Origin of the sequence: Thioalkalivibrio thiocyanoxidans ARh2, from assembly GCF_000385215.1 — a bacterium.
In the GTDB taxonomy this organism is placed as follows: Bacteria; Pseudomonadota; Gammaproteobacteria; order Ectothiorhodospirales; family Ectothiorhodospiraceae; genus Thioalkalivibrio; species Thioalkalivibrio thiocyanoxidans.
This window is the reverse complement of record NZ_ARQK01000050.1, coordinates 60,375-81,326: the sequence shown is the minus strand read 5'-3', so window position 1 is coordinate 81,326 and position 20,952 is coordinate 60,375. Positions and strand designations below refer to the sequence as shown.

Below are 20,952 nucleotides of genomic sequence, written 5' to 3'. Positions count from 1 at the left end.
CCGCCGGCCCGAGGGCCCTGGAGCAAGGTCCCCGGGCGGAATCCGGGTGCCCTTCTTTGGGTACTTTCTTGGGCAAGCAAGAAAGTACCTCGGGGTGCGCTGCCGAAACAGCGCTTGGCAGGCGGCCGGCCGAAGGCACCGTAAACTCCAGAAGCCGAACTAGTCCCAGCCTGAGGGCGCGGGACAACGCCCCAGCGCCAGCACACGGACGAGCTCAGGCGGCAAAGAGGGCTCATGCCGGATGCTCGCGGCCTCGGCGGGAAACAGCTGCTCGACGAGATGGGCGAGCAGCTGCTCGCGGACGCGGGTGGCATCCACCGGGCCGAGCAGATGCTGCATGGAGGTCGCGGCGAGCCCGGGATAGCCACAGGGGTTCATGCGCTGAAACGGTGACAGATTGGGGGCGATGTTGAGCGCCAGCCCATGGATGCTGCGTCCGTGCCGGATGCGCAGGCCCAGCGCCGCAATCTTGGCCCCGCCGACATACACCCCCGGCGCCTTCTCCCGACGCTGCGCATGGATACCCGATTGCGCGAGCGTATCGATCACCGCCTGCTCCAGGCCCTCGACCAGGCGCCGGACCCCGATGCCCAGCCGCGGCAGGTCCACCAGCGTGTAGACGACCAGTTGCCCGGGGCCATGCCAGGTCACCTGCCCCCCGCGATCGATCGCCACCACCGGTGTCGCGCCGGAATCCAGCAGGTGCTCGGCGCGGCCGTTACGGCCCTGGGTAAAGACGGGGGGATGTTCGACGCACCAGAACGCGTCCGGACGGGCCGCATCGCGTTCCCGGGCCTGGAGCTGCATCGCCTGCCAGACGGGGATATAGGGCTGCGTACCCAGCAGGCGGACCACGGGCCCGGGGACGAGCGGGCCGGTCACAGGATCATGCGGACCCGGTCGCAACGCCCCAGGGCCCGGTAGAGGTCATCGAGCTGGGCCTGGCTGGTCGCGGTGAAGGTGATGGTGATGCCGACGAAGCGCCCGCCACTGGAGGCGCGCTGCTGGATCACGGCATCCTCCGGGTCCGGCACATGCTCGGCCACACAGGCCTCCACGGCCTCCAGGAGTTCCGGGTGCGAGTCCCCCATGACCTTGATCGGAAAACGACAGGGAAACTCGATCAGGCTCTCGCGTTCGTCTGTCATGCACACCCCTTGGCTTCCAGCCGGGACTGCGTTGCCCTGGATTTCTCTTCCTGATACGCGGCATGAACCGCCTCCCAGGCCGGACCGGGCACCCCGGCTCCGACGGGATGGCCATCGAGGCGGCAAACCGGCAGGAGCTCCTTGGTGGAACTGGTCAGCCAGATCTCGCCGGCCGCACGCAACTCGGACTCGGACAGGTCGCGCTCCACGACATCGAGACCGCACTGGGCCGCCAGGCGCAGCACAAGGGCCCTGGTGACCCCCGGCAGCAGCGATGACGCCAGCGGAGGTGTCACCAGCGTACCGTCGACCAGGGCGAACACATTGCTCGCCGCACCCTCCGTCACCTGACCGTCCAGCAGCAGGATGGCCTCGACCGCATCGTGTTCACGCGCCTCCTGACGCGCAAGCACGTTCGCTAGCAGCGTAGTAGCCTTGATGTCACAGCGGGACCAGCGCGTATCGGGCCGCGTCACCGCCGCAACCCCGGCCTGGTGGATCGTGTCCGGCAGTGGCGCGATCGGACTGGCCATCGCAAAGACCGTGGGCACGCCGCCGGCAGGAAACGCGTGGTCGCGCGGGGCAACGCCTCGCGTGACTTGCAGATACAGGCCAAGATCGACGGGCCCGTCCCCCTCGTTGCGCCGGACGAGCTCCTCGAGCATGGCCCGCCACTGGTCGAACGACAGGGGCGATTCGAGGCGGATGGCGTCCAGCGAGCGCTGCAGCCGCTGCAGGTGTTCCTCCAGCAGAAACAGCTCGCCGGCATAACTGGGGATCACCTCGTAGACCGAATCCCCGAACAGGAACCCGCGATCCAGCGGCGAGATCCGCACGGATTCGAGCGGCATGAACTCGCCATTGAAGTACGCAACGCCCACACGCGCCTCGGTTCAGAACGGCCAGACCGAGCGCAGCGACAGGGCGGCGCCATCCCACAGGCGACGCACCAGCCCCCCCTCCTCGATCTCTTCGAGGGCCACAACTGGCTGTTGCCCGATGACCTCGCCATTCAGACGGGCCTGCACCTCGCCCACCGCGGCCCCCGCGGCCAGCGGAGCCTCCAGCGGCTGGTTCAGCTCCATCGAGGCCTCCAGCCCATCGCCACGACCCGGCGGCACGATCACCCAGAAGTCCTCGGCCACCCCGACCGACACCTCGCTGTCCGTTCCGCGATAGACACGCGGGCTGCCAAGTGGCGTGCCCGCCTCGAACAGCCGCTGCGGCTCGGTGAAGCGCATGCCCCAGCTCACCAGGGCCTGCGATTCGTTGGCGCGGCGGGTCCCGCCCTCCTGATGATTGGAGGCCTCGATTCCCAGGACCACGGCAACCAGACGGCGGTCGTTGCGCTCCGCCGACGAGACCAGGTTGTAGCCAGCCGCGGAGGTCCACCCCGTCTTCAGGCCGTCGAATCCGGCATCCCGCCACAGCAGCATGTTGCGGTTGCTCTGCGAGATGTCGTTGTATTCGAACGAGCGCTCGCTGTAGTAGCCGTACAGGTCGGGGAATTCGCGAATCAGCGCCCGCGCCAGCAATGCCATGTCCTGGGCAGAGGTGGACTGCGGCTCGTCGGACGGCAGCCCGTGCGAATTGGTGAAATACGAGTTCATCATCCCGAGTTCACGCGCCTGGCTGTTCATCATGTCGACAAACGCGCCCTCGGAACCGGCCACGGCCTCGGCCAATGCAGTGGAGGCATCATTTCCGGACTGGACGATCATCCCGCGCAGCAGGTCCTCGACCTTCACCTCGTCGCCGACCTCGATGAACATGCGCGACGCGCCCCGCATGCCCGTGCGCCAGGCCCGCTCGCTGATCGTCACCGTGTCCTCGAGCCCCAGCCGCCCGTCACGGATCTCGCCAAACACGACATAGGCCGTCATCAGCTTGGTCAGGCTCGCCGGTTCGCGGTCAACATCCGCCTCGCGCGAGGCCAGCATCAGTCCGGAGTCGAAGTCCATCAGCGCGTAGCTCTTGGCGGTCACATCCGACGGCGGGCTGGGCACCCCGCTCGGCATGGCCCCGCCACTACCCGGAACCGGCAGTGGCTCGTCCGCCATGACCGGCATGGCGGCAATGCACGCGGCCAGCGACAGGGTCATCAGGGCGCGGCGGGCGAAAGAACGAAGCGGCGGGGTCATGGCGGTTCAAGGCCTCCTGTAGAGATGGCTAACGATAGCAGACGGGGCCCGCGCAGATGAACGCAAACGGGCCCCACCTATATAAATTCAGCGATGCGCGGTGTCGTCAGTCGTCGACAATGCGGTAGTCGACATGGGCGGCCTCCTGCAGGCGTTCGGTGGCCTCCTGCAGAGCGACCTCCTCCAGCGGGCCGATGCGGACGCGGTGCAGATCCGACTGCGCGTCGCGTTCCAGCGTCGAGATCTCGACCGACTCGAACCCGAGGGCCTGGAGATCCCGCTGGATCTCCTCCGCCGCCCGGCGTTCGGCAAACGCACCGACCTGCACCCATCGACCGTTGTTCTCGGACGTCTCGGCGGCATTCGACTCGGCAGAAGTCGGGGTGTCATCGGACGATGTCGCGGCCACGCGGGTGTTGGCGCCCTCACCGGCCTCGGCCAGTTCGATCGGTTCCGGCTCCGGCGCGCGTGAGTCGGCCACGCGCGGCGTGTCCACGTCGTCCGGCCCCACCGCACGGATGCGCACCGGGGCCACACCGGCGTCGGTCATGTCCAGTCGGTGAGCAGCCGCGTAGGAAAGATCGATAATGCGGTCGTCCACGAAGGGACCGCGATCGTTGACCCGCACGATCACGCGGCGGTCGTTCTCCAGGTTCACGACCTCGACATAGGTCGGCAGCGGCAACGTCTTGTGGGCCGCCGTCATTGCATACATGTCGTAGGGCTCGCCACTGGACGTGCGCCGCCCGTGGAACTTGGTCCCGTACCAGGAGGCCAGGCCCTCTTCCTCGAATCCGGTGCTGGTGCGCAGGGTGCGGTAACGCTGCCCGAAGACCTCGTACTCGGGCGGGTTCCCGTAGCGACTCGGCGGCTCGTCCTTCGGCACCGCGTCCGGGATCAGCGCCAGGTCCTGCGGGATGTCATCGGGGTCCGGGTAGGCGTCATAGGCCGCATCTCCCAGCGGACGGTCCGGGTCGGCCTCGCGGTCGGGAGTAGACGAGCACCCCGCCAGCACCAGCGCGAGCAGGGCGGCCAGCGCGAAGAACGCCGCGCCAGCCCGGCACCGTTTACTCGGCAAAGGCCTCGGCCAGCTGGTGGACAGCCATCGCATACAGCGGGCTCCGGTTGTAGCGAGTAATCACATAGAAATTGGGATACCCGAGATAGTACTCGTAGCCGTCCTCGCCCTCGAGGCGGATGAACGAGTATTTCCCGTCCTCGGCCACGGACTCGTCGGGATAGATGCCGTGCTCGGCGAGTTCGTCGAGATCGAAGCGCGCCTGGAAATTGCGGCTGATCAGTTCCTCGTGGGCATCGCCCTCGACCCGGGCACGCGCGACCACGGGCTCGCCGGTCTGCCAGCCATGCTCGCGGAAATAGTTGGCGACACTGCCAATCGCATCCGGCCAGGAATTGAGCAGATCACGCCGACCATCGCCGTCGAAGTCCACTGCGTAGTGGCGATAGCTCGACGAGATGAACTGTCCGCGCCCCATGGCACCGGCGTAGGAACCCCGTGTCTCGCGGACATCCAGGTCCTCCTCCTGCACCAGGGTCAGGAACTCGCCCAGTTCTTTGCGGAAGAAGTCCGCCCGCGGCGGATAATCGAAGCCCAGCGTGACCAGGGCATCGAACACGCGGAAGCCCCCGGTATTGCGCCCGTAGTTGGTCTCCACGCCGATAATCGCGGTGATCATTTCCTGTTCGACGCCAAAGGCCTCCTCGGCGCGGGCGAGGGACTCGGCCTGCTCCTCCATGAAGCGTTCACCGCGCTCGACGCGCAGGTCGTTCACGAAGATCGGGCGATAGTCCTTCCACGGACGTGCCTCGGCGGGCGCCGCGATCAGGTCAAGGATGCGCTGCTGGGGATCGGCCTCGGCGAACATGCCCTCCAGCTCGTCGCGATCCATGCCCGCCTCGACCTGTTCGTCGATAAAGGCCTGGACCTCCTCGCGCTCCAGGTACGGCGGGTCGCCGGCGCGAAACTCGGACCCCGAGACGCTCGACAGGGAACAGGCCCCCAGTGACAGGATCAGCCCGGCCTGCAGGAGGCCGGAACGAAGGGTGCCCAGGGGGCGGAGGTTCAGGGTCATCGATTCACCAGGCGCTGTTGCGACGCAATGCTCATGAGAATACCGAAGGCGACCATAAGCGTCACCAATGATGTGCCGCCATAGCTCACCAGCGGAAGCGGCACGCCCACCACGGGCAGAAGCCCCGTCACCATGGCGATATTCACCACCATGTAGACGGCAAAGGTGAGCGCCAGGCTCCCGCCCAGCAGGCGGGCGAAGCGATCCTGGGCCAGGGCGGAGATCCACAGCCCGCGCGCCACGATCGCAAAATACAGCAACAGCATAAGGGCGACACCGATAAAGCCGAATTCCTCGGCGTACACCGCAAAAATGAAATCCGTCGAGCGCTCGGGCAGGAAGTCGAGGTGCGACTGTGTGCCATTCAGCCAGCCCTTGCCGTACAGCCCACCAGAGCCGATCGCGATCTTGGACTGAATAATATGATAACCCGCCCCAAGAGGGTCGGACTCCGGATTGAACAGCGTCAGCACCCGCTGGCGCTGATAATCATGCATCTGCAGCCACAACGCCGGGATTGCGGCGGCCGCGGCCAGTCCAAGCCCGACAAACCAGCGCCAGCTCAAACCCGCCAGGAAGATCACCAGAAAGCCCGCGGCGCCCACCAGCATCGCAGTCCCCAGGTCCGGCTGGCGCATGATCAGGAACACGGGCACCAGAATCATCGGCACCGTAATTAGCAGATCGCGAAACCGCGGCCGGTCGTTCCGGGTCGACAGGTACCAGGCCACCATCATCGGCACGGCCAGCTTCATGATTTCCGAGGGCTGGAAGCGCATGAAGCCGAGATCCAGCCAGCGCCGCGCCCCCTTGCCGATCTCGCCGGCGACCATGACCGCCAGCAGCAGCGCGATCCCGGCCAGAAACAGCCACGGCGCCAGGGACCGCAGGGTGCGCACCGGGATCTGCGCGACCAGCACCATCGCGGCCACGCCCAGGCCGATGCGCATGGTCTGTCGCTCCAAGGCGATCATGCTCTCGCCGGAGGCACTGAACAGCACCGCCAGCCCCACCAGCAGCAGGACCCCAATTAATACCAGCAACACGCCATCCAGGCGGAGCCGTCCCAGCACCCACTGGCCCAGCGGCATTTCGCGCCCCGTTACACTGATCATTGGTCTTCTCCGACGTCGAGCGTCATCCCGGCGTCATCCTTCAGGAAGGCGTCCATCACCTCGCGGGCAATGGGGGCCGCCACGCGGCCGCCCGACCCCCCGTGCTCGACCAGCACGGCGACCGCGATCTGCGGATCATCCGCAGGCGCATAGCCGACGAACAAGGCGTGATCCCAGAGGTGCCGGGGCAGCTCGTCCTCGTCGTATTCTTCGTCCTGCGCCAGCCCGAAGACCTGCGAAGTGCCGGTCTTGCCTGCGATGCGATAGTCCGTCGGCGGGCGACTGCCAATCGAGCCCCAGGCGGTGCCGTGCCGCTCATGCACGGCCTCGATCAGCGACTCGTGAATCGTGTCCCAGTGCTCCGGGGCCGTTTGCACCGGTTCGCGGGGCTGCGGCAGCAACCGTTCGAACTCGCCATTGTCGTTGTCCATCGACTGCAACAGACGTGGCTGGATGCGCTGCCCACGCCCGGCCAGCGTCGCCGTGAAGTCCGCCATCTGCAGCGGCGTCGACAGCATGTAGCCCTGGCCAATCGCGGTGATCAGGGTCTCGCCGGGGAACCAGACCTGGTCGTGTGTCGCCCGCTTCCAGTCGCGGCTCGGGAGGATGCCCGCGCGCTCGCCCGTCGAATCAATACCGACGCGCTGCCCGATCCCGAACGCCCCCAGCATCGGCACCATCCGGTCAATACCCATCGTATGGGCAAGGTCGTAAAAATACACGTCGGAGGAAACCGCGATGGCGCGCGACATATCCACCCAGCCATGGCCTTCCCTGCGCCAGTCGCGATAGCGCCGCTCGTGGCCGGGGATCTGGAAATAGCCCCGGGCGAACATCTTGCGATCGGCGGTGGTGATCTCCTCGTCCAGCGCCGCCAGGCCCACCAGCGGCTTGATCGTGGAGCCCGGCGGGTACTGCCCGGTCAGGGCGCGGTTGAACAGCGGCCGCGAGGGGTCGGACTGCAGATCGGAGAAGTCGGCCTGGGAGATCCCGCGCACGAACATCTCGGGATCGAATCCCGGGGCACTGACCAGCGCCAGGACCTCGCCGTTATTGGGGTCCAGCGCGACGATGGCTCCCTCGCGACCGGCCAGGGATCGATACGCGGCACGCTGCAGGTCCGCGTCGATGGTGAGGGTGATGTCGGTACCCGCCTCCGGTGGCGTCACCGAAAGTTCGCGGATGACCCGCCCCTGGGCATTGACCTCCACCTGGCGGTAGCCCGGACGGCCGTGCAGCAGGTCCTCGTAGTAGCGCTCCACGCCGATCTTGCCGATATGCGAGCTGCCGGCATAGGCGCGCGGATCGACCCGCGCCAGGTCCTGCTCGTTGATCCGGCCGACATAACCAACCACATGGGAGAGCTTGTCGCCGAGCGGATAGAAGCGCATCGGGCGCGCCTCGATCTCCACCCCCGGCAACTCGTGCCGCGAGACCGCAATCCTGGCCACCGTGGTGTCGTCGAGCCCTGACTTGAGCAGGACTGGCTGGAAGGGGCGGCGCTGACGCACACCACGCCGGAAGCGTTCGATATCCGCCTCCGACAACTCGACAAAGTCGTGCAGTCGCTCCAGGAGTTCGTCCAGATTGCCGGCCTGCTCGACCGTGACCTCCAGCTGGTAGGAGGCGCGGTTGCCCGCCAGCAACTGGCCATTCCGGTCCCGGATCACGCCACGACTGGGCGCAATCGGCTCCACCCGCAGCCGGTTGTTCTCCGACAGCGTGGTGAAATGGGTATGCGCGCCGACCTGAAGCCCCGACAGGCGCCAGCCAATCAGGAGCAGGACGGCGGCGAGCAGCACCAGCGCCAGCAGAATACGGACAACAAACCGCTGCTGGTCCTGTTGTTCCTGCCCGTAGTCATCGCGCCCGGCCATCTCAGGGAACCGCCACACCGACAAACGCCGCGCACGCGGCGGCAGTCGACCCCGGAGAAGCGGGGGCGATCCGCGCCATGCGCTGTGGCCGGGCCGCTACCGGCTCAGATCTTGCTCTTCTGGTAACGCTTGTAGCTGGCAACAATCTCCGCCTTGGCCTCTTCGGCGCCCGTCCAGCCCTCGACCTTGACCCACTTGCCCTTCTCCAGCTCCTTGTAGCGCTCGAAGAAGTGCTTGATCGAATCCAGGAGTTCCTTCGGCACGTCGTCCGGGCTCTGGAACCGCGCGGACTGCGTGCACAGCTTGTCCACCGGCACCGCGAGGATCTTCGCGTCCACCCCGGCCTCGTCGGTCATCTTCAGCATACCAATCGGGCGCGAACGCACGACCGAGCCCGGCAGCAGTGGCACCGGGGTGATCACCAGCACGTCCACCGGGTCGTTGTCTTCCGACTCCGTGTTCGGGATGAATCCGTAGTTGCACGGATAGAACATCGCGACCGCCATAAAGCGATCGACCACCAGAGCCCCGCTGTCCTTGTCCATCTCGTACTTGACGGGCTGGCCCTGGGTGGGGATCTCGATCACCACATTGATGTCGTTGGGGAGATCCTTGCCGGCTTCGATCTGGTTGAGGTCCATGCTTGAGTATATTCCGATTGTTTTGAAGAGCGGGGGATTATACAGGGGAGTGCACCCGCAATGGCACCCGTCAGCGAAGCCCCCGGTTGCGACGGCTTGCCATCAGGCGGTATAAGACCGCGCTCGGGGAACGGTTTGCGCCTCATTGCCGCAATGCGTCGCCCGAAGGCCATTCACCGTGCCGCTCCGTACCCGGCTTGTGCTGCGGTTCGGCGACGCACCGGGCAGCAGGAGGCAGTCATGCGTATCGTCCTGATGGGGGCACCGGGTTCCGGCAAGGGCACCCAGGCCAAGAAGATCGTCTCGACCTTCGGCATCCCCCATGTCTCGACCGGCGACCTGCTGCGCGCCGCAATGGCCGCCCGGACCGAGCTGGGCCGCGAGGTCGAAAGCGCGATGAACGCGGGGCAGCTGGTACCCGACGACATCGCCTTGGGCCTGATCCGCGACCGGCTGCAGGAGCCGGATGCGCAGGAGGGATACATCCTCGACGGCTTCCCGCGCAACGTCGCCCAGGCCGAGGCCCTGGACACCATGCTCGAGGAGCTTGGCGCACCACTCGACCAGGTCATCCAGATCGATGTGCCGTTCGAGGAGCTGAAACAGCGCCTGACCGGCCGTGTCTCCTGCGGCGACTGCGGGGCCGTGTTCAACACCCATACCTTCCCCCCCAAACAGGAAGGCGTGTGCGATCTGTGCGGCGGCGAACTGATGCACCGCGCCGATGACACCGAGCAGACCGTCGTCAATCGCCTGAAGGTCTACGAGGAACAGACCCGGCCACTGATCGAATACTACGCCGGCCGCGAGCTGCTCAAGCATGTAAACGGCACCCGCGACATCGTGCTGATCTTCGACGAAATCCGCCAGCTTTTGGGAAAACACTGATCAGGAATGATCAGTGTTTTCCCAGAATAAATCCCGCATGACGCCTCCGCCTGCCGGCCACGCAAGCCCACTGAACCGCCGGGCCACGGCGTGGATCGCAATCGCCCTCGCGCTCGGCATTACCGCCACGACGGCGCAGGCCCAGCCCGAGCGGCTGGAGCGCCCGCCCGGCTGCGAGTTCGCCCCCGACATGGAGTGGCCGGAGCTGCGCGAACTCGCAGTCGAGATCACCGATATCGATGCCGACCATGTACGCCGCGAGGGCGAGCTCATCAGCGCCCGCGGCAATGTCCAGCTCTTCGAGCACGGTCGGCGCCTGGATACCGATTTCCTCGAATATGACCGCGCGACGGGCGTGGCCCGCACCGAGGGTGACACCCGGCTGTTCGACGGCGACCTGCTGCTGCATACCGACGGCGGCGAATACCGCCTGGACGAGGAGACCGGGGAGTTCCGGCGCATCGACTACCTGGTGCAATCCGTGCCGGCACGCGGCAGCGCCGGGGTGGGCATCCAGCTCGCGCCCCACCTGCACGAGTTCGAGGATGCCGAATACACCACCTGCCCGATCGACAACGACAGCTGGCGGCTGCGCACGCGCGACCTGGAACTGGACCGCGAACGCGGGATCGGCGTCGCCCGTCACGCCCGCGTCCATTTCAAGGGCGTACCCATCGCCTACACGCCGTACATCCACTTCCCGCTGGACGACCGCCGCCAGAGCGGCTTCCTGCTGCCCAGCGCCGGGGTCAGCTCACGCCACGGAGCCGATATCAGCACACCCTGGTACTGGAACATCGCGCCAAACTACGACGCGACTTTCACCCCGCGAGTCATGGCGGATCGTGGGGTGAAGCTCGGCACCGAGTTCCGCTACCTGCAACCCCGCCACGAGGGCGTGGCCGACATCCGCTACCTGCCGAGTGACAGCGAATTCGGCGACGACCGGCACTACGTGCAGTGGTTTCACCAGAGCCGCCTGACCTCGGACCTGCGCTTTCGCCTGGACGCCGCCGACGCCTCCGACAGCGAGTATTTCCGCGACTTCGGTGGCGCCGACCGCTACTCCGGCAGCACGCCCTATCTGCGCCGCCGTGCGGACCTGACCTACAACCAGCCGGCCTACCGCCTGCGCACCCGGATCGAGGACTACCAGATCGTCGATCCCGAGCTGCGCGCCCAGCGCGAGCCCTACCAGCGCCTGCCGCAGATCACCCTGGAGGCGGGCGAGTATCTGGGGCGCGGGCTGGCCTGGGACCTGGACACCGAGCTGGTGCGCTTCGAGCGCAGCGAGGGCGACTCGCTGGAGCCCCTGGGCACGCGCTTCGACCTCAACCCCACGGCCTCCTGGCGCTTCGATACCGGCGGCTTCTTCTTCGAGCCCAGTGCCGGCGTGCGCTATACCCATTACGAACTGGACCGCCGGGGCGAACCGGGGCCCGAGTCGATCAGCCGCACCGTGCCGCGGGCATCGATCGACACCGGGCTGGTCTTCGAGCGCCCGATCCAGGACGGGCGTCGCCTGCAGACGCTGGAGCCGAGGATCTTCTACGGCTATGTCCCGTTCGTCGACCAGACCGATATCCCGGTCTTCGACACCGGCGAGGCGGACTTCAGCTTCGACAACCTGTTCAGCCTCGACCGCTTCGTCGGCGCCGACCGGGTCGGCGATACCCACCAGCTGACCACCGCGCTGACCACGCGGGTCTTCGACGAGCAGACCGGCCAGGAGCGGATGAGCCTGTCCGCCGGCCAGATCCGCTACTTCGAGGACCGCGAAGTCCGCCGCGACCCGGACGGCGATCCACTGACCGAATCCCGCTCCGATCTCGCCCTGGAGGGCCGCGTGCGCATTGGCGACGCCTGGAGCGGTCGCGGCTCCATCCTGTACAACCAGGACGAAGAGGAGACCACCCTCACAGCGCTGTCGGTCAGCTACAGCCCGAGTGCGCGCGCCCGCATCAACGTGGGGTATCGTCAGCGCGAGGCGGGCAACCGCTCCATCGACCAGACCGATGTCTCCGTGCTGTGGCCGGTGACCCCGCGCATCGATGCGATCGGGCGCTGGAATTACAGCCTGCAGGAGGAGCGTGATCTCGAACTTCTGGCCGGCCTTCAGTATCGTAGTTGCTGCTATGGCATCCGAGTGGTCGCCCGCCGCGCCTACGACTTCGACGAGACCTACGACAACTCGATTTATTTCCAACTCACGCTGGACGGGCTCGGACGCTTCGATTCCGGCGTGGATTCGCTTTTGAGCGAGGGTATAGCCGGATATGACGCACTCCCCTGACCAACATCGCCGGGCCTTCTGGCTCCCGCTACTGGGCGCCGTGCTCATGGGCCTTGGGCTTTCCGCACAGGCCCAGGTCCCCGGCGGCGAACAACCCGAGGATGCCGTAGAGGCCCCGGTCACCCCCGGAGCCGCCTCCGAGGCCGGCGCCCCTGCCGCGCCCATCACGCCCCCGGAGGGCGATCAGTTCACCGACCGCATCCTGGTCGTGGTCGGCGACGACGTGGTGACCCAGCGCGAACTGGTCGAGCGCATGAACCTGGTCGCCCAGCAGATGATGGAACGCGGCACCCGCCCGCCGGATCGCGACACTCTTGCGCGACAGGTCATGGAACGGCTGATCGTCGAACGCGTTCAGCTGCAGGAGGCCGAGCGGGTCGGCATCAACATCGACGAAATGACCCTGAACCGGGCGATGGAGAACATCGCGCGCGAGAACCGCATGACCCTGCCGCAGCTGCGTCAGGCTCTGCTGCAGGACGGCGTCGACTTCAACGCCTTCCGCGAACAGATCCGCAACGAGCTGACCGTCAACCAGCTGCAGCGCCGCCAGGTCGACAACCAGATTCGTGTCAGCGATCAGGAGATCGCGGACCTGATCGCCTCGGAGAGTGGGGCGATCGACCGCGGCGTGCGCTATCGCATCGCACATATCCAGGTCTCCCTGCCGCCCGGCGCGGACTCCAGCCAGATCGCCACCGCCCGCGAGAAGGCCCGCGAACTGCGTCAGCGGGTACGCGAGGGCGAGGACTTCGCCAGCGTGGCGATCGCCGAATCCGACGCCCCGGATGCCCTGGAGGGCGGCGACCTCGGCTGGCGCACCGCCGGCGAAATCCCCTCCGTGTTTGCCCGCGAGGCCGTGCTGATGCGCACCGGCGAGATCACCGACGTGCTGCGCTCGCCGAACGGCTTCCACATCATGAAGCTCGTCGACCGCGAGGGCGGCGACCAGACCCGGGTACAACAGACGCAGGTGCGCCACATCCTGATCAGTCCGGACCAGGTCCGCACCGAAGAAGAGGCCCGCCGCCAGGCCGAGTCCCTGTACAACCGCATCCGCGAGGGCAGTGACTTCGAGGCCCTGGCCCGCGCAAACTCCGACGACCCCGGCTCCGCCGCCCAGGGCGGAAAGCTCGGCTGGATCAGTCCCGGCGAGCTGGTGCCGGAGTTCGAAGAGGCGATGAACGCCCTGCAGCCGGGCGAGATCAGCGAGCCAGTGGAGAGCCAGTTCGGCTGGCACATCATCGAGGTCCTCGACCACCGCGAGGTCGACACCTCGCGCGAGCAGATCCGGGCCCGCGCCCGCGAGATCCTGCAAAATCGCAAGCGCGAGGAAGAGATCGAACTGTGGATGCGTCGTCTGCGCGACGAGGCCTATGTCGAATACCGCGTTGACGGCTTCGGCTCCTGACGCCCGGACGCCGGGCGCCATCCCGCGTCTGGCGCTGACCGCTGGCGAACCGGCCGGGATCGGGCCGGATCTGCTGATTGCCCTGGCCCACGAGCCTGGCGGCGGCGCCCAGCGCATCGCCATCGGTGACCCGGATGTGCTGGAACAACGGGCACACCGACTGGGCCGGTCCATCCACCTGATCCCCTTCGACCCCGAACGCCCGCGCGCCGCCACACCGCGCGGCACGCTGGAGGTCATCGCGGTCCCGGCCGGCGGCCCCGTGCAAACGGGCACCCTCGACCCCCGGCACGCCGAGGGCGTGCTGGCAATGCTCGCCGCCGCCGCCGATGGCTGTCTCGATGGCACCTTCGACGCGATGGTCACCGGCCCGGTGCACAAGGGCGTGATCAACCGTGCCGGCATCTCCTTCAGTGGTCATACCGAGTGGCTGGCCGAGCGCGCCGGCGCGCCCATGCCCGTGATGATGCTGGCCACCGAATCCCTGCGAGTCGCACTGGTGACCACCCACCTTTCCCTGCGCGACGTCCCCGATGCGATCACGCCGGAACGCATCGAAGCGGTCACCCGCGTACTCCACCACGACCTCGCCGAGGACTTCGGGATCAAACACCCGCGCATCGGCGTGTGCGGGCTGAACCCGCACGCCGGCGAGGACGGCGTGCTGGGGCGCGAGGAGATCGAGGTCATCACCCCGACGCTCGACCGGCTGCGCGCCGAGGGCCTGGACCTGCGCGGGCCGCTGCCCGCGGATACCGCATTCACGCCGCGCGCCCTCGCCGACGTCGACGCGGTACTGGCGATGTATCACGACCAGGGGCTCCCGGTACTCAAGCACGCGGGATTCGGACATGCGGTCAATGTGACCCTCGGGCTGCCCTTCGTGCGCACCTCGGTCGATCACGGCACGGCCCTCGACCTGGCCGGCAGCGGCCGCGCGGAGGTCGGCAGCTTCCTCGCGGCCGAGAGCCTGGCCCGGGAACTGGCCCGCCATCGCCTGCAGGCACAGGCCGCGCACGCCCATGGGTGATGCCGCACATGGGTAGCGCGCTGCCGCCGATCCGCAAGCGGTTCGGCCAGAACTTCCTGCATGATCAGGCCATGCTCGCGCGCATCGTCGGCGCGATCGCCCCACGCCCCGACGACCCGGTGCTGGAGATCGGACCCGGCCGGGGGGCCCTGACCGGCGCCTTGCTGGAGCGCCTGAACCGCCTGGTCGCAGTGGAGATCGACCGTGACCTGGCGGCTGGCCTGCGCGCCGCCTTTGCCCCGGAGCGCCTGGAACTCCACGAAGGCGACGCCCTGAATCTGGACCTGGCAAGCCTTGGTCCGACACCGGAGGGTGGCTGGCGGATCGTGGGCAACCTCCCCTACAACATCTCGACCCCCCTGCTGTTCCATCTGCTCGAGCAGGTGGACGCCATCCGCGACATGCACTTCCTCCTGCAGCGCGAGGTGGTCGAGCGCATGACCGCCGCCCCCGGCAGCAAGACCTATGGTCGCCTGACAGTCATGCTCGCGGCGCGCGCCCGGGCCCAGTCGCTGTTCGGGGTCCCCCCCGGCGCCTTCCACCCGCCGCCCAAGGTCCACTCCGCGGTCGTGCGCATCACACCACTGGAGGCGCCGCTGGTGGACAGCGCGCTGTACCCGGTGTTCGCAAAGGTTGTGAACCAGGCCTTCTCCAACCGCCGCAAGACGCTGCGGCGGGGGCTCTCCGGGCTGGTGGATGCCGCCCTGATCGAGGCGGCACACCTGGACCCGGGCGCCCGCCCGGAGACCGTGGACGTCCACGGCTTCGCGGCCCTGGCGCGACTGGCCGCCGCGCACTGACCCATCACGCCAGCGGGCAGCGATCCGCTATCATCGCCCTATGGACTTCATCGTGGCCGACATCGGAGGTACCCGCACCCGGGTCGCACGTGCCCGCCACAGCGGCGCACACTGGTCGCTGCACGACATCCACCGCTACCCCAGCCGCGACTTTCCGGACCTGGGCCACATCCTCGAGGCCTGGCGCACCGAGGTCGATCCAGCCGAGCCGCTGGCGGCCGCCGGTCTGGCCCTGGCCGGCCCCGTGCAAGGCGGCCGGGCCCGCGCGACCAACCTCGACTGGCCCGAACTGGACGCGCGCGCACTCGAACAGACCCTGGGCATCCCGGTCGCACTGATCAACGATTTCGCCGCTGTCGGCGCCTGCCTGGATGCCCTTGAACCCGGGGACCGGATCACCCTGCAGAACGCGGCAGCCGATGCAGACGGCCTGCGCCTGGTGGTCGGGGCCGGAACAGGTCTCGGGACCTGCCTGGTCGGCCCGCCCCACCAGCCCGCCATCCATCCCGGCGAAGGGGGCCACGCACGCTTTTCCCCCGCCGACGCGGACGAGGCGGCACTCGCGGCGTTTGTCAGCGCCGAGGAAGGGCTTTGCACCCGCGAGCACCTGCTTAGCGGTCGCGGCATTGCGCGCATCGCACGCTTTGAACTGGCACGCCGGGACGATGCCACGCTGGCGCGGGCCCTGACGGCTGCCGACCCGGCCGCCGCGGTCAGTGACCTGGCCGATGGTGGCCACGCGGCGGCCCTCGCGGTCGTCCAGCGTTTCGTGAGGATCTATGCAGGACAACTGGCCGACATGGCCCTGACCGCCCTGCCCACCGGCGGGCTGTATCTGGCCGGCGGGATTGCCCCGCGCTGGGCCGATTACTTCCAGGAGGCAACGTTTCTGCAGGCCCTGCATAATCGCCCACCGATGACCCACTTGCTTGAGCGTCTGCCTGTGTCCCTTATCATGCACCCTGAACCCGGCCTGCTGGGCGCTGCCGTCAGCGCCTGGCGGCAGGGGAACCACTGACCAGCAGTGTTTCCCCCAAAAGGAGCCGTAAACAAATGAATTCGCCCCAAGCAACCGAAGAACATGCGATCGAGATCGAGGTCGCCACGGCCTACGTCGAGGAACAGTCGGAGCCCGATGACGACCGCTATGTGTTCGCCTACCACATCACGATCCGCAACTCCGGCGCGCTGACCGTGCAGCTGCTGAACCGTCACTGGATCATCCGCGACGGCCGCGACCAGACGCAGGAGGTACGTGGCGAGGGTGTGGTGGGGGAACAGCCACGCATCGAGCCCGGCGACAGCTTCGAATACACCAGCGGCACGGTGATCGAGACACCGGTCGGCACCATGGAGGGCAGCTACGGCATGCAGGACGAACGCGGCAACACCTTCGAGGCGCCGATCCCGCCCTTCACCCTCTCCGTACCCCGCACGCTTCACTAGGGGCATGGCCCTTTACGCCGTTGGCGATCTCCAGGGCTGCCTGGACCCGCTGGAACGCCTGCTGGAGCAGGTTCGCTTTGACCCCGCCACGGATCACCTGTGGCTGGTGGGCGACCTGGTCAATCGGGGACCGGACTCGCTTGGCTGCCTGCGCCGCGTCCGCACCCTGGGCGATGCCGCAACCGCCGTGCTGGGCAATCACGACCTGCACCTGCTCGCCGCCGCCGAGGGCGTGCGCAACCCCGGAAACAAGGACACCCTGCGCCCCGTACTCGACGCCCCGGACGCCGCCGAACTGCTGGAGTGGCTGGCACAGCGCCCCCTGCTGCACACGGATTCCGACGCTGGCTGGACCCTGGTGCATGCCGGCATCCCGCCCGACTGGGGTCTCGAAACCGCGCAGGCCGAGGCCCGACGGGTGGAGGCCGAACTGCGCGATCCCGCGCGACGCCATGCCCTGTTCGAGGTGATGTACGGCGACGAACCCGCCCACTGGGACCCGGATCTGACCGGGTATGACCGCCTGCGCTACACGATCAACGCCTTCACCCGCATGCGCTACCTGCTACCCGATGGCGGACTGGAATTCTCAGGCAATGGCCCACCGGAAGACGCCCCGACCACGCTGACACCGTGGTTTGCCTGGCCGGGCCGCTTGAGCGAAGGCTTTCCCCTGGTGTTCGGTCACTGGGCCGCGCTCGGCCATCGCCGAGGAGCCAACTGGCTGTCACTGGACAGCGGCTGCGTCTGGGGCAGGGCAATGACCCTCGCACGCCTCGACGAGACCCGCGACCCCGGCCAAGTCCCTACCTGGCAGGCGGCTTGCAGTTAGGGAGTCAGTCGCCGGCGACGGTCATCGATTCGACCAGGATCGAGCCGGTGTGGATGTTGCCCCGGCGGTCGACGTCGGTCCCCACCGCGACGATGCGCTGGTAGATGTCCTTCAGGTTGCCGGCGATGGTGATCTCTTCCACTGGGTACTGGATCTCGCCATTCTCCACCCAGAAGCCGGCGGCCCCGCGCGAGTAGTCGCCGGTTACCGTGTTTACGCCCTGGCCGATCAGTTCGGTCACCAGAAAGCCCGTGCCCATCTCGGCCAGCAGGGCGGCAAAGTCCCGCTCGCCCGGTTTGACGGTCACGTTGCGCGCCCCACCCGCGTTGCCGGTGCTCTCCAGCCCCAGGCGGCGGGCGGCGTAGCTGTCCAGGGTGTAGCTCTGCAGTACGCCATCGGCCACCAGGGGACGGTTGCGCGTGCGCACGCCCTCGCCGTCGAACGGGGCGCTGCCGAGCGCGCGCGGGGTCAGCGGGCGTTCCTCGATCTGCATCCAGTCGGGGAATACGGGCTCCCCGACCGCATTCAGCAGGAACGAGCTGTGGCGGTACTGTGCGGGACCGGAGATCGCACGGGTAAAACTGCCGATCAGCGTGCGCGCCATCTCCGGGGCAAACAGCACCGGGCAGCTGCGCGTGGACAGCTTGCGCCCGCCCAGGCGCCGCACGGTGCGCTCGGCGGCCATGCGCCCGATGGCCTCGCAGGCATCGAGATCCGCCGCGTGGCGGGCCACGGAGTAGGCGTAGTCGCGCTGCATGCCGGCGTCGTCGCGCGCCACCAGGGCGCAGGACATCGCGTGCCGCGTACTGCGATACCCGCCCATGAAGCCCTGGGAGTCGCCGAGAAAGGCAATCGCCCGGCGTGTGTTGACGCTCGCACCTTCGGAGTTCTCGATCCGTGAATCGGCGGCAAAGCCCGCGGCCTCGATCGCACGCGCAAGTTCGGTCGCCTGCTCGGCATCGCAGTCCCAGGGGTGGTCGAGGTCCAGGTCATCCCAATCCCCGGCCTTGAGCGCGGGATCGGGCATCCCGGCATGGGGGTCCGGCTCGGTGTAGCGCGCAATGCGGCAGGCCGCCTCGACCGTATCCAGCAGGGCCTGCTCGCTGAAATCGGTCGTCGAGGCGGCCCCCTTCGACTGGCCGAAATAGGCAATCAACGACAGGCTCTGGTCGCGTTCGTACTCCAGCGTCTCGATCTCGCCCTTGCGCACAGAGAGCTCCAGCCCGACGCTGTGGCTGACCACCGCCTGCGCATCCGAAGCCCCCTGCGCGCGGGCCGCGTCCAGCGTGCGCTGGACGCGGCCCTGCAGGGACTCGGCGGAATGGGACAGGGCCTGGATCTCGAGATCCGGTGCCATGCGTTCGGGGGATGTGCTCATACGGACGTCCGTTGGTATTCAGATAAACGTGGACGGCGGGCCGAGGTCATCCCCGGCCCACCGCGGTGGTTAAGGCCCGCAGGGCTTCAGGAGGGGCGGCCCGTGTGCTTGTGCACCGCGCCGACGTTGCCCCAGCGTTCCAGGTCTTCGACATGCACGCCGACCCAGTAGAGCTTGCCGACGCTGTCACGGGTCCAGCCGCCGACCAGTTCCTGGCCCGCACCCAGCTCGACGTGATCGGCGAAGTGCTCGGCCCGTTCGCGGTCGCGGAAGACATGCCACTGTACGATCTTGTCGTGGCCATGCCCCTCCGGCAGGGAATGTTCCTGATCCAGAAAATCCAGCTTCATCTAAGCCTCCTTGTCGCTGCTCGCTCGCGGGCACTCCGGGCCGGCGTCAGGCCGCCTGGGTGCCCCCCACGGTCATGCCGTCGATACGCAGGGTGGGCTGCCCCACTCCCACCGGCACGCCTTGTCCTTCCTTGCCACAGGTCCCCACACCGGGGTCCAGGCGCATGTCGTTGCCCACCATCGAGACGCGGGTCAGAACGTCCGGGCCGTTGCCGATCAGGGTCGCACCCTTGACCGGGTAGGTCACCTTGCCCTTCTCGACGCGATAGGCCTCCGAGGCGGAGAAGACAAACTTGCCGGAGGTGATATCCACCTGCCCGCCGCCGAAGTTGACCGCATACAGACCGTCCTCCACCGAGGCGAGGATCTCCTCCGGGTCGGCCTCGCCGCCCAGCATGTAGGTATTGGTCATGCGCGGCATCGGCAGGTGGGCGTAGGACTCGCGCCGGCCGTTGCCAGTCGACTGGACACCCGTCAACCGGGCGTTCATCTCGTCCTGCATGTAGCCACGCAGGATGCCGTCCTCGATCAGCACGGTCTGCTGCGTCGCGGTGCCCTCGTCGTCCACGTTCAGCGACCCGCGACGCCCTTCCAGGGTGCCGTCGTCGACGATGGTGATGCCCTTTGCGGCCACCCGCTCGCCGATACGTCCGGAGAAGGCCGAGGTCCCCTTGCGGTTGAAATCGCCCTCCAGGCCGTGGCCAATCGCCTCGTGCAGCAGCACACCGGGCCAGCCGGGACCCAGCACGACCTTCATCGTGCCGGCCGGCGCGTCGCGCGCCTCCAGGTTCACCAGGGCCTGGCGCACTGCCTCGCGGGCATAGCCGGCCGCGCGGTCGTTCTCGAGGAAATAGCGGTAACCGAAGCGGCCGCCGCCCCCGGAGGTACCGGACTCGCGACGATCGCCCTGCTGGGCGATCACCTGAACACTCAGGCGGACCAGCGGGCGCACATCGGTGGTCAGCTCACCACGGGCATTCAGCACCAGGACCACCTCGTGCACCCCGGACAGGGAACACATCACCTGGGTCACACGCGGATCGGCGGCGCGCGCCGCGGCGTCCACTTCCTTGAGCAGATCGATCTTGGACTGCTCGTCCAGCGAGTCCATCGGGTTCTCCGGGGCGTACAGCGCCGGACGCGAGGGCGCGCGGCTCGCCACCGCGATCCGCGCGCTCTGGCCCGCATCGGCGATGCTGCGCGCGGTCCGTGCCGCATCCAGCAGTGCCGGCATCGCGATGTCGTCGGAGTAGGCAAAGCCGGTCTGCTCGCCGCGCACCACGCGGATGCCCACGCCGCGCTCGATATTGAAGCTGGCCGACTTGACGATGCCATCCTCCAGCGACCAGCCCTCCTGGCAGGCAAACTGGAAGTAGCAGTCACCCCCGTCCACGCCGCGGCCGAAGGTCGTGCCGAGCAGGGTGGTCAGCTCGTGGTCACCGAGACCAGCCGGGTCGAGCAGGGTTTGTTGGGCAAGACGGTCGATCATGGAATCCTCGTGGTTCGGAA

20 protein-coding genes are annotated in these 20,952 nt (G+C 67.6%); 8 read left to right on the top strand and 12 right to left on the bottom strand.

Features of this window, described 5'->3' with window-relative positions; translation table 11 throughout:
• Window positions 1–159: 159 nt before the first annotated feature.
• From lipB to ppa, 9 genes are all read right to left on the bottom strand, one after another.
• Entirely contained in the window at window positions 160–882 is a 723-nt protein-coding gene (gene lipB / locus G372_RS0107370) for a lipoyl(octanoyl) transferase LipB (protein ID WP_019624694.1), read from the bottom strand.
• Window positions 879–1,148 carry a YbeD family protein gene (locus tag G372_RS0107365; protein ID WP_018863564.1) on the bottom strand — a complete coding sequence of 90 codons (270 nt, stop codon included), beginning with the start codon at window positions 1,146–1,148 and terminating at the stop codon, window positions 879–881. The genes lipB and G372_RS0107365 overlap by 4 nt, the downstream gene beginning before the upstream one ends.
• Window positions 1,145–2,029, bottom strand: coding sequence for a D-amino acid aminotransferase (locus G372_RS0107360; protein WP_019624695.1), 885 nt, complete (start codon window positions 2,027–2,029; stop codon window positions 1,145–1,147). Before G372_RS0107360 ends, G372_RS0107365 begins: the two co-directional genes overlap by 4 nt.
• A 12-nt stretch (window positions 2,030–2,041) precedes the next feature.
• Entirely contained in the window at window positions 2,042–3,289 is a 1,248-nt protein-coding gene (locus G372_RS0107355; RefSeq protein WP_019624696.1) for a serine hydrolase, read from the bottom strand.
• A 106-nt stretch (window positions 3,290–3,395) separates the two neighbouring features.
• Complete coding sequence (locus G372_RS0107350) at window positions 3,396–4,400, bottom strand: septal ring lytic transglycosylase RlpA family protein (protein WP_026340438.1); 1,005 nt, start codon at window positions 4,398–4,400, stop codon at window positions 3,396–3,398.
• Complete coding sequence (gene mltB, locus G372_RS0107345; RefSeq protein ID WP_018863560.1) at window positions 4,357–5,382, bottom strand: lytic murein transglycosylase B; 1,026 nt, start codon at window positions 5,380–5,382, stop codon at window positions 4,357–4,359. Before mltB ends, G372_RS0107350 begins: the two co-directional genes overlap by 44 nt.
• Window positions 5,379–6,497 carry a rod shape-determining protein RodA gene (gene rodA, locus G372_RS0107340; protein WP_018863559.1) on the bottom strand — a complete coding sequence of 373 codons (1,119 nt, stop codon included), beginning with the start codon at window positions 6,495–6,497 and terminating at the stop codon, window positions 5,379–5,381. Before rodA ends, mltB begins: the two co-directional genes overlap by 4 nt.
• Window positions 6,494–8,374 (bottom strand): penicillin-binding protein 2, encoded by a 1,881-nt coding sequence (gene mrdA, locus G372_RS0107335; protein WP_018863558.1) that lies wholly within the window; start codon window positions 8,372–8,374, stop codon window positions 6,494–6,496. The genes rodA and mrdA overlap by 4 nt, the downstream gene beginning before the upstream one ends.
• Before the next feature lie 104 nt (window positions 8,375–8,478).
• Window positions 8,479–9,015: an inorganic diphosphatase gene (gene ppa / locus G372_RS0107330; protein WP_018863557.1), complete on the bottom strand. Its 537-nt coding sequence runs from the start codon at window positions 9,013–9,015 to the stop codon at window positions 8,479–8,481.
• Window positions 9,016–9,255: 240 nt separating this feature from the next.
• Between ppa and G372_RS0107325 the strand changes: the two genes are divergently transcribed.
• Genes G372_RS0107325 through G372_RS0107290 form a run of 8 tightly spaced genes read left to right on the top strand, consistent with a single transcriptional unit; the run spans window position 9,256 to window position 17,715 of the window.
• On the top strand, window positions 9,256–9,903 hold the full coding sequence (locus G372_RS0107325) for an adenylate kinase (protein WP_018863556.1): 648 nt from the start codon (window positions 9,256–9,258) through the stop codon (window positions 9,901–9,903).
• 37 nt (window positions 9,904–9,940) lie between these two features.
• A complete protein-coding gene (locus G372_RS0107320) occupies window positions 9,941–12,196 on the top strand; it encodes an LPS-assembly protein LptD (RefSeq protein WP_019624698.1) in 2,256 nt (751 codons plus the stop codon).
• On the top strand, window positions 12,180–13,607 hold the full coding sequence (locus tag G372_RS0107315) for a peptidylprolyl isomerase (protein ID WP_019624699.1): 1,428 nt from the start codon (window positions 12,180–12,182) through the stop codon (window positions 13,605–13,607). Before G372_RS0107320 ends, G372_RS0107315 begins: the two co-directional genes overlap by 17 nt.
• Window positions 13,573–14,637: a 4-hydroxythreonine-4-phosphate dehydrogenase PdxA gene (gene pdxA, locus G372_RS0107310; RefSeq protein ID WP_019624700.1), complete on the top strand. Its 1,065-nt coding sequence runs from the start codon at window positions 13,573–13,575 to the stop codon at window positions 14,635–14,637. Before G372_RS0107315 ends, pdxA begins: the two co-directional genes overlap by 35 nt.
• A gap of 8 nt (window positions 14,638–14,645) precedes the next feature.
• Entirely contained in the window at window positions 14,646–15,437 is a 792-nt protein-coding gene (gene rsmA, locus G372_RS0107305; protein WP_026340439.1) for a 16S rRNA (adenine(1518)-N(6)/adenine(1519)-N(6))-dimethyltransferase RsmA, read from the top strand.
• 40 nt (window positions 15,438–15,477) lie between these two features.
• On the top strand, window positions 15,478–16,455 hold the full coding sequence (locus tag G372_RS0107300) for a glucokinase (RefSeq protein WP_019624702.1): 978 nt from the start codon (window positions 15,478–15,480) through the stop codon (window positions 16,453–16,455).
• A gap of 35 nt (window positions 16,456–16,490) precedes the next feature.
• Entirely contained in the window at window positions 16,491–16,883 is a 393-nt protein-coding gene (gene apaG / locus G372_RS0107295; RefSeq protein ID WP_018863550.1) for a Co2+/Mg2+ efflux protein ApaG, read from the top strand.
• Between the two features lie 4 nt (window positions 16,884–16,887).
• A complete protein-coding gene (locus tag G372_RS0107290) occupies window positions 16,888–17,715 on the top strand; it encodes a symmetrical bis(5'-nucleosyl)-tetraphosphatase (RefSeq protein WP_018863549.1) in 828 nt (275 codons plus the stop codon).
• 4 nt (window positions 17,716–17,719) lie between these two features.
• Here G372_RS0107290 and pmbA read toward each other — a convergent pair whose 3' ends face one another.
• The 3 genes from pmbA to tldD form a co-directional block, all read right to left on the bottom strand.
• Window positions 17,720–19,093: a metalloprotease PmbA gene (gene pmbA / locus G372_RS0107285; RefSeq protein WP_018863548.1), complete on the bottom strand. Its 1,374-nt coding sequence runs from the start codon at window positions 19,091–19,093 to the stop codon at window positions 17,720–17,722.
• A gap of 86 nt (window positions 19,094–19,179) precedes the next feature.
• Window positions 19,180–19,443, bottom strand: a complete 264-nt coding sequence (locus G372_RS0107280; RefSeq protein ID WP_018861981.1) for a hypothetical protein — start codon at window positions 19,441–19,443, stop codon at window positions 19,180–19,182.
• A 46-nt stretch (window positions 19,444–19,489) separates the two neighbouring features.
• Window positions 19,490–20,932: a metalloprotease TldD gene (gene tldD, locus G372_RS0107275; RefSeq protein WP_018863547.1), complete on the bottom strand. Its 1,443-nt coding sequence runs from the start codon at window positions 20,930–20,932 to the stop codon at window positions 19,490–19,492.
• Between the last annotated feature and the right edge of the window lie 20 nt (window positions 20,933–20,952).